The sequence below is a fragment of the Halobacillus sp. BBL2006 genome (assembly GCF_000786645.1).
Taxonomy (GTDB): domain Bacteria; phylum Bacillota; class Bacilli; order Bacillales; family Halobacillaceae; genus Halobacillus.
On record NZ_JRNX01000068.1, the window covers coordinates 1 to 9,437 of the forward strand.

General features: G+C 43.4%; 7 protein-coding genes. 6 read left to right on the forward strand and 1 reads right to left on the reverse strand.

What is annotated here, in order from left to right:
- Positions 1-199: 199 nt before the first annotated feature.
- The gene (locus LD39_RS02605) at positions 200-1,525 is read right to left on the reverse strand and encodes an S-layer homology domain-containing protein (protein ID WP_035542590.1); all 1,326 of its coding nucleotides are present in this window, start codon (positions 1,523-1,525) and stop codon (positions 200-202) included.
- Between the two features lie 707 nt (positions 1,526-2,232).
- On the opposite strand from LD39_RS02605, the gene LD39_RS02610 reads away from it, so the two are divergent.
- The 6 genes from LD39_RS02610 to LD39_RS02635 are packed head-to-tail and all read left to right on the forward strand — an operon-like array spanning position 2,233 to position 9,306.
- The gene (locus LD39_RS02610; RefSeq protein ID WP_035542593.1) at positions 2,233-3,435 is read left to right on the forward strand and encodes a M24 family metallopeptidase; all 1,203 of its coding nucleotides are present in this window, start codon (positions 2,233-2,235) and stop codon (positions 3,433-3,435) included.
- A gap of 3 nt (positions 3,436-3,438) precedes the next feature.
- Positions 3,439-4,389 carry a cyclodeaminase gene (locus LD39_RS02615; protein ID WP_231572500.1) on the forward strand — a complete coding sequence of 317 codons (951 nt, stop codon included), beginning with the start codon at positions 3,439-3,441 and terminating at the stop codon, positions 4,387-4,389.
- Positions 4,390-4,405: 16 nt separating this feature from the next.
- Positions 4,406-5,599, forward strand: coding sequence for a cystathionine gamma-synthase family protein (locus LD39_RS02620; RefSeq protein ID WP_081988254.1), 1,194 nt, complete (start codon positions 4,406-4,408; stop codon positions 5,597-5,599).
- Between the two features lie 12 nt (positions 5,600-5,611).
- On the forward strand, positions 5,612-6,805 hold the full coding sequence (locus LD39_RS02625) for a M20 family metallopeptidase (RefSeq protein WP_035542597.1): 1,194 nt from the start codon (positions 5,612-5,614) through the stop codon (positions 6,803-6,805).
- Positions 6,802-7,854, forward strand: a complete 1,053-nt coding sequence (locus tag LD39_RS02630; RefSeq protein WP_035542599.1) for a homoserine dehydrogenase — start codon at positions 6,802-6,804, stop codon at positions 7,852-7,854. Before LD39_RS02625 ends, LD39_RS02630 begins: the two co-directional genes overlap by 4 nt.
- Before the next feature lie 12 nt (positions 7,855-7,866).
- Positions 7,867-9,306, forward strand: a complete 1,440-nt coding sequence (locus tag LD39_RS02635) for an aldehyde dehydrogenase family protein (protein ID WP_035542601.1) — start codon at positions 7,867-7,869, stop codon at positions 9,304-9,306.
- The last annotated feature ends 131 nt before the right edge of the window (positions 9,307-9,437 follow it).

Sequence of the window (9,437 nt, forward strand, 5' to 3'; positions counted from 1 at the left end):
GTTCTTTGCTTTCCGAGGAAGCTGAGGCCGTGCCCGTGGAAAGCGAAGTGTTTTGACGGAGCGGTCATTCACTCTTTTTTTGGCACACAAAAATTCCGAACTGATGATTTCAACAAATCGTTCGAAATTTTTGCGTTTCATTCAGTTTTGTCCAAGCCTCTTTTATTATGGAAAAGTGGAAGCTTAGAACCTTCTTTGCTTATTCATTCCTCATGCTCCGAGCGAGGAATGCAGCGAGCTGCTCTCGTGTAACTTCTTGTTTCGGTTTAAATTCTCCATCCTCATGACCTAACGTGATTTCGTGTTCAGCTAGAATTTTGATATAGGGGTAGGCCCAGCTATCTTCATCAACGTCGGGAAAAGAAAGATCTGTATGCTTACTTTCTAACTTGAGAGCAGTGACTAAAATTTTTGCCATTTGCTCTCTTGTTAAGCTTTCATTAGGTTTGAACATCCCTCCTGGAAATCCATCAATGACTCCTTCTTCTGTTAATCTCGCAATGGAAGAGTAGGAGGCCATATTTGACCAAATATCTGAAAAATCAGGATCTGCGGGCATGTCCTCGTTATGGAAAATGATGCTTCTTGTCAACATGATTGAAGCATGGCTGCGCTTGATTGAATCATTTGGTCCGAATGATCCATCCCCATAGCCTTTTAAAATTCCTTTGGCAGTTAATTCATTGATTTCATTGAAAGCATAGCTATCGTTATCTACATCATTGAACTCAGTAGGTTCTTGCAGCTCAAAAGCTTTCCAGAACTGATTGGCAATCACAAGGTGTCCTTCTTTATTAGGGTGGATATTGGTTGGGTCTGGTAATAGATTCTTTGCTTGTTTTTGGAATTGCTCGCTTGTAGGAACGTATGAAACTCCCGTTGCAGCTGCCGCCTGTTGAATAACATTGTTCAATTGTTGAAGTGCGGTATCAAGCTTGGCCTTCTGGTCAGATGGCAGATAAGGATATGGGTTGTAATACCCCATGAAATAGACATCGACTTCAGGATTCAATCCTTTTACTTCAGCATATATTGCTGTAAGGTTCTTTCCTACGGTCTGAAGGGATTGTTCAAACTTTTCAAGATCGATCGTAGTTTCACCAGTATCACCGTCAATCTTTAACGTTCGTAACATATCGTTTGCACCAGCGCTGACCGTAACGATTTCTGCATTTGAAACGGCGGTGCGCAGACCTCTCGGATCAAGGGCTTCTGATGGTTTTTTTACATCGGCTATCAAATCATTAATGACGTTTTGGCTCGTGTATCCTGGAACTGCATAGCGTTTTTCGTAAGATTGTAGAGAGCCTAATTCATTGATGTGTCTTGCTAAGTAGTCTGCATAGCCGTTCTTAGGTGGATTTTCAGGCGTACTTTCAGGGGTGACACCTGCAGCTAGTGAATCACCCAAAGCAACGTAATCGACTTTAACTTGATCGGCGTAAGTGACAAAAGATGAAAAGCTTGAAAAAGATACCACAAAGGCGACAGTTAGCAAAAAGCCATGTAGAAAACGATTTTTCAAGTCGTTCCTCTCCTTATTCGGTTTTAATTAAGTCAAATCGGCTAAAGGGTGGACAACCTCCTCAGAGTTAGCCTGCTCTCAGTACGTTAGTTGTGAATATGTAAATAAAAAAGATAACAAGCATCGACGATTAAATAATTATTGGTAAAATTTTCTCACAAGGGAGATTGATCAGTCAATAACTATTAATGTCATATATTCAGACATAAAAGGCGCCTTATCAAAGTAATAGACTGATACCCTGTTTAGAGGCATCAGGATCAATGAAACTTTAAAGAAATGTAACTTCTTGATCATAGTTCACATTAATTCCAACGGCGTTTTGTCCACACTATTACTAACTTATCCAGAAATTTGTCCACTAAAATCGGATATCCACATGTGTATAAATCATTAGATTCGCCTGTGGAAAATTTCATTTTTATCAACACGCCGGGACTACGGGGCCAACAATTCATTCCGAAGCCCCAGCTCCCAGATTTTCAAAAAATCAGCCAACCTCCTGGATCAGAGAAGAGAACCTCATTCCGGAGGTTGGCTTTTTTCACGTCGGGACTACGAGAGACTATACGTACTTCGATACATAATGTATTAAATTTCAGCTTAAAACTTCATACACTTTTTACATTACATTAAAAAAAATCATTGAATACAATTAAGTTAGTCGATGTTTAAATATTCAGACAAAAAGAGCAGGAGGGAATTAAATGGTGCTTCCATTTGATATTTTGGAGTATCACCATCGCCTGAAACAAACAAAGGAGCGGATGGCTGATAAAGGTATTGAGGTGCTGTTGGTTACGGATCCCGCAAATATGAATTATCTTTCTGGTTATGATGCCTGGTCTTTTTATGTCCATCAAATGCTCGTGATCATCATTGATGAACCGCAGCCTTTATGGATTGGTCGTTATCAAGATGCCAACGGGGCAAGGGTAACGACGTGGATCTATGATGAAAATGTCATTGCTTATCCTGATTACTATGTTCATTCCGATACGTATCACCCTATGGATTTTATCGGAGAAATTCTAACACAAATCGGTCAAGGGAATCGGTCAATTGGAGTAGAGATGGATCACTATTATTTTACAGGAATGGCGCTAGAACGTTTGAAGAAGGGACTTCCCAATGCACAGTTTAAAGATGCAACCCTGCTTGTTAATTACGTACGAATTGTAAAGTCTGATCAAGAAATTGAATATATGCGCCGTGCCGCCCAAATCGCGGACTTAGCGATGACAAAAGGAGTCGAAAGTATTTATCCCGGCGTGCGAGAATGTGATACCGCCGCTGAAATTTATTATCACATGGTGAAAGGAACGCCCGATTTTGGAGGCGAGTACCCGGCTATAGTACCTTTACTTCCTACTGGAGATCATACGTCTATTCCTCACCTGACGTGGACTGACCGTCCTTTTGTAGAAGGAAATGCGGTCATTATTGAGCTGGCGGGCTGTTATAAACGGTACCATGTGCCGCTTGCCAGAACCGTTTCGATCGGCCCGGCGAACGAAAAGCTTAAACAAGTGGCTCCCGTTGTTCTCGAAGGAATCCAAAATGTACTTTACGCTGCGAAACCAGGCGTAACGTGTGGAGAATTGGAAGAGGTGTGGCGAAAAAGTATTCTGAAACATGGATATGAAAAAGAGGCACGACTGGGTTACTCCGTAGGGCTGAACTATCCCCCGGATTGGGGCGAACATACCGCTAGTATTCGTAAGGGAGATCGTACGGTATTAGAACCGAACATGACCTTTCACCTTATCCCTGCTCTCTGGTTTGATACGGACGGAATTGAAATTAGTGAAACCTTCCGTGTTACAGAAACAGGAAGTGAGCGTTTTACCACCTATTCGCAGGAATTGATCGTGCGAGATCATATGGACCTTAGTGGTCAAATCAGTTAGGAGGTGTCGGTCATTCAACTCTTTCACAGGGAAGAAATAGAGCAAGTTATTCGGTTAGATACAGATGTCATCCAGGTCATCGAAGAAGCTTTTTCAGCCCTGATTACGAAAAAAGTCCATATGCCGCCGATTATGCGTGTGGATGTTCCCATCAACAATGGAGAAGTAGATATTAAATCAGCTTACATCGAGGGCTTCGATAGTTTCGCGGTGAAGCTGTCATCGGGGTTTTTTAATAATCCGAAGCTCGGCTTACCGAGTGCGAACGGAATGATGATTCTTTTAAGCGCTGAGACCGGGATCCCGGAGGCAGTACTGGCTGATAACGGACTGCTGACCGACATTCGGACGGCAGCAGCAGGTGCTGTAGCTGCCCGACATTGCAGCAGGGAGGATAGTCGGGTGGCTGGAATTATAGGTACCGGTGCTCAAGCCAGATTACAGCTGCAAGCACTGACCTTAGTTCGCCCGATCGAGCATGTACTTGTGTATGGGAGAAGGCAGGAAGCGGCAGAGAAGTTTAAAAAAGATATCAAAGAATTGCTTGGGCTTCAAGTAAATGTCTGTGGAAGTCCGCAACAAGTTGTAGAAAAAAGTGACATCGTGGTCACAACGACTCCCGCAAAAGAGCCGATTGTACAATCTGAGTGGCTGCATGCTGGTTTGCATATTACCGCCATGGGATCTGATGCAGAGCACAAACAAGAACTTGAATGTGCAGTTTTAGATAAGGCAGATGTCTTTGTGTGCGATGTCATTCAGCAATCAAAGCGACTTGGGGAACTTCGTAATTGTGAAGCTCATATCTCTGAAAAAGCTATAGAGTTAGGCGAAATCACAACTGGTCGAAAACGAGGCCGGGAATCGGATAATCAAGTTACCGTTTGTGATTTATCTGGGACGGGAGTTCAGGATACAGCTATTGCCCGTCATGTATATTCATTACTTGTATAAAAGGAGGAGCTTTATGATGAAAGACGCTAAATTCAGTACAAAAACAATCTGGGCCGGTGAAAAAGAACAATTAGCTTTTGGAGCTACACAGGTTCCAGTCGTGCATAGTGTGTCATTCGGTTACGACGATATGGATGAATGGTATGAGGTGGCTGTCGGGAGAAAGTCTGGTCACATTTATGGTCGTAACACTAATCCGACGGTTCAAGCTTTTGAGGAGAAAATCCGTATTCTTGAGGGCGCAGAAGCCGCTACCAGTTTCTCCACAGGTATGGCTGCGATCAGCAACACGTTAGGTACGCTTCTGTTTCCTGGAGACCGCGTCGTATCCATCAAAGATACGTATGGAGGAACGAATAAGATTTTTACAGAATTTTTGCCAAAGCAGCAAGTGGAAGTTGTTTTATGTGAGACAGGAGATCATGAATTATTAGAAGAAGAAATCGCAAAAGGATGTAAGGTCCTTTACTTGGAAAGTCCTACCAATCCAACTGTGAAAATTACCGATATTAAGAGAATGGCAGAAGCCGGAAGAGCTGTTGGGGCGATTGTTATCGTCGACAATACGTTTGCAACACCTGTAAATCAGAATCCTCTTGAATTGGGAGCAGATTTAGTCATCCATAGTGCTACCAAATTTTTAGGTGGCCATGCAGATGCTCTTGGTGGAGCTGTTTGTGGAAACAAGGAACTAGTCGAAGCGGTCTACCATTACCGTGAAATCAATGGAGCTACGCTTGACCCTATGGCTGCTTACCTGCTTCTGCGTGGAATGAAAACCTTGAAACTCAGAGTCGATCAGCAGAATAAAAATGCTCAAGAGATTGCCGAATACCTGAAAACCTTCGATCTGGTGGAATCGGTGTTCTACCCTGGCCTTTCAGACCATCCTCACCATGATATAGCGAAGGAACAAATGAAAGGGTACGGCGGAATGTTGAGCTTTGCAGTCAAAGGGGGAGTCGAAACAGTCAGAGACCTTCTTCCTAAGCTGAATTTTGCGAATCGTGCGGCGAATCTTGGATCTGTGGAGACCGTTGTTGGACCTTCCAGAACGACGAGTCACGTAGAATGTACACCGGAGGAAAGAGCGGCGATGGGAATCCCTGAGGGGTTAATCCGCTATTCGGCAGGAATTGAAGATATTGATGATCTCAAACAGGATCTCGCTCAAGCATTCCAATCGATTCAAACCTACGCCAAAAGCTGATGGAGGGATCGCATGGCAACCGTAAACACGGACTTGGTCTCAAGGTCAAAACAGCTGCACCAGCAATTAGTGAAATGGAGAAGAGACTTTCATCAATACCCCGAGCTTAGTTTTCAAGAAAAGAGAACGAGCGAGCAAATAGAGAAAGCTCTGCGTTCAATCGGAGGATATGAAATCGAAAAAGGTGTGGGTGGCTATGGGATCATTGCCACCCTTCATGCTGGAGAAGGACCGGTTATAGGACTTCGAGCAGATATGGACGCTCTGCCTATTCATGAACAAACGCATGTTCCGTATAAATCTCGGTATGCTGGGGCTATGCATGCCTGCGGTCATGATGCGCACACCGCTATATTGCTCGGAACCGCTCAAATGCTTTCGGAGGACTTTGAAAGGGGAGCTTTGAAAGGTACCATCAAATTAATTTTCCAACCTGCAGAAGAAAATTGCGATGAAACGGGAGAAACCGGAGCTGTCAAAATGCTCAAGAGTGGAAGACTGAACGATTTAGAAGCTGTCTTAGCTCTTCATATGTGTCCATGGAGGAAGAGGGGAGAAATTCAAGTCCATGATGGACCGAGTATGGCGAATAATGATGACTTTCAATTGACGATTAAAGGAACGGGAGGACATGCGGGTTATCCCCAGCATGTCACGGATCCTGTTTGGATCGCTACTTATCTATTACAGGCGCTGTACAGTTTGAACGGCAGAAAAATTGATCCTCTGCAAGTAGGCACGCTCAGTGTAGGGCAAATTCATGGAGGAGATGCGAATAACATTATTCCTGACTCCGTGGAAATCAAAGGGACGATGAGGTCTTACACTAACGAAATTAGAGAAAAAATGATCTCAGAAATCCATCGAGCCGCAGAGATCGTAACTTCGCTCGGAGGAAGGTATGAGTTAAAGATTCATCGCGGTGAACCCGCTCTAATAAATGATCCATTTATAAATGAAATTATAAGAAAGTCAGCCTTTCCAATAAAGATATTTGAAGGACCGTTCGGTATGGGGAGCGAAGATTTCAGTCACTTCACAGAAAAAACTCCAGGAGCGATGTTTTTCTTGGGATGTGGACTTAACGAAGAAAAGAGTCTCCATCAATCTGACTTCGATATCGATGAAGAGGCAATGCATGACGGTGTGAGGATTTTGACTCAGTGTGTATATGAGTGGCAGACGCTAAAAGGAGGAAGAGTATGACGACAAAGCTAGCTTTCATTGGATTTGGTGGTGTCGGTCAGGCGCTTGCGGAAATCGTTCTGGAGCGGAAAGAAATGCTTGAGAACCAGCACCATTTAGATGTTTCAGTTGTTGCTGTTGCGGACATGATGAAGGGATCTGTCTATCACCCGGATGGGCTGGATATCTCTAAATTATTGTCTTGTGTGAGGGAGAATGGATCTGTTGAAACCTATCCCGAAGATGGGAGGACGATTACGGGCTGGACGAACACAGAGACAATCATCCATTCTAATGCGGATGTCATTGTTGAAGTCACCTACACCGATGTAAAAACCGGTGAGCCGGCGATTACGCACTGTCGAACAGCTTTCAAAAACAAGAAGAGTGTCATCACTACGAATAAAGGTCCAGTTGCTTTAGCCTATGAGGAACTTTCTGAATTGGCAAAAGCGAAAGGTGTATTTTTCGGCTTTGAAGGTACAGTCATGAGTGGGACGCCAGCCCTCAGAATGCCTAAGACTACGCTTTTAGGAAATGAAATTAAGGAAATTAAAGGAATATTGAACGGTACGACCAACTACATGATTACTGAAATGGAAAAAGGACTTTCCTATCAAGAAGCGTTAGAAAAAGCTCAACAGCTGGGTTATGCAGAAGCAGACCCTACAAGTGATGTGGAAGGCTATGATGCGAGATATAAAACAGCCATCTTATCCAATTATGTGATGGGTGTGCCAATCTCCCATAAGGAAGTGGGATGTGAAGGAATCTCGGGATTGACCGTCGATGATGTCCAATCAGCCTTAAACCAAGGGCAAAAATATCGTCTGTTAGCAAGAATTACCCGTCGCAATGGAAGTGTGGAGGCAAGTGTAAAACCTGAACGGATCGCACAAGATGATCCTCTTGCTGGCGTGACAGGAGCAACGAACGCAATTGTTTATGAATGCGACTTAGCCGGATCCATCATGCTTACAGGCGCCGGAGCAGGACTTAAAGAAACGGGCTATTCCTTATTGATCGACCTTATTCATTTCAATCAACAGCGTATTTTAGCCAAAACTTAAGGGGGAATAATCATGCACACAAAGGTAAAGACAATGAAAATGTTACTCGGCGGAGAGTGGGTTGATGGAGAGGATACTTTTGAAGTTCGCAACCCGCAGAACAATGAGTTAATCGCCCTTGTGCCCCGGGCTTCCAAAAACGAGATGGTAAATGCTATCGAAAAGGCAGATGAGACTTACCGAAAGTTGGAGTCATGGCCGACACATGAACGAATAAAAGTTTTGAATAATGTTGTGGATTATATGCGTGACCATAAAGAAGAATTCGCTCAAATCATAGCTTCTGAAGGGAGTAAAACGATAACGGAAGCAAGAGGTGAGGTAAAAAGGGCTACTCAGACTATTCAAATTAGTGCTGAAGAAGCAAGAAGAATCAATGGGCAAACAATCAATTTCGACCAGAATGAAGGCAGTGAAGATCGAGTAGGCTACTATTACCGCTTCCCCGTCGGAGTCGTTGCTGCTATTACTCCCTTCAATGATCCTTTAAATTTGGTCGCTCATAAAATAGGTCCTGCCATTGCATCTGGAAATGCGATTGTATTAAAGCCAGCTTCTGTTACACCGTTAAGTGCACTGAAATTGGCAGAAGCGTTCGTCGAAGCCGGCCTGCCTAAAGGTCTTTTATCGGTTATTCCTGGTTCAGGAAAAGAGATCGGGGATACGCTGGTCACTCATCCTGTCATTAAAATGGTTTCATTTACAGGAGGATCTGAGGCTGGGGAAAGAATCACACATATCGCAGGAGTAAAAAAGGTTAGTATGGAACTCGGTTCAAATTCCCCTGTCATTGTATTGAAAGATGCTGATTTGGATGATGCAGCAGCTTCTTGTGTTTCCGGTGCCTTTTCAGCTGTTGGGCAAAATTGCATAGGTGTACAACGTATCTATGTTGAAAAAGAACTTTATCCATCGTTTTTAGACGCATTCATCCATCTTGCTGAACAACTTAAAGTTGGTGACAAAATGGATGCATCAACGGATATAGGTCCAATGATCAATGAAAGGGAAGCTATAAGAGTAGAGAATTGGGTGGAAGAGGCTATTGAAGAAGGAGCGGTTCTTGCCATCGGTGGGAAACGTGACGGGGCTTATTATGCTCCGACTGTATTGACAGACGTACCGAGCCATGCACGGATTGCCCAAGAAGAAATATTCGGCCCTGTCGTCATCATGGAAGCAGTGGGAAATTTAGAGGAAGCCGTTGAAAAAGCAAACAACGTCAATTATGGACTTCATGCAGGTATCTTTACAAACGATATTCAGAAAGCTTTCTATTCGATTAAACATATGGACGTAGGCGGGATCATGATCAATGATAGCAGTGATTATCGAATAGACGAGATGCCTTTCGGCGGAATGAAAAATTCTGGAATTGGGAGAGAAGGAATTCGATTTGCCATTGAATCCATGACAGAGCAAAAAGTGGTGTGTTTTAAGTTGAAACTATAATACCTGTTTAGTTAAAGACCGCAGATGCAGCGGTCTTTTTCTTTTGGAAGACGCTGGTAACTCTTTAACTATAGTCTTTCTAAAAGGAAATGTTTGGCATGAAAGTGCAGGGGTAAACAGAAAAAATAAAA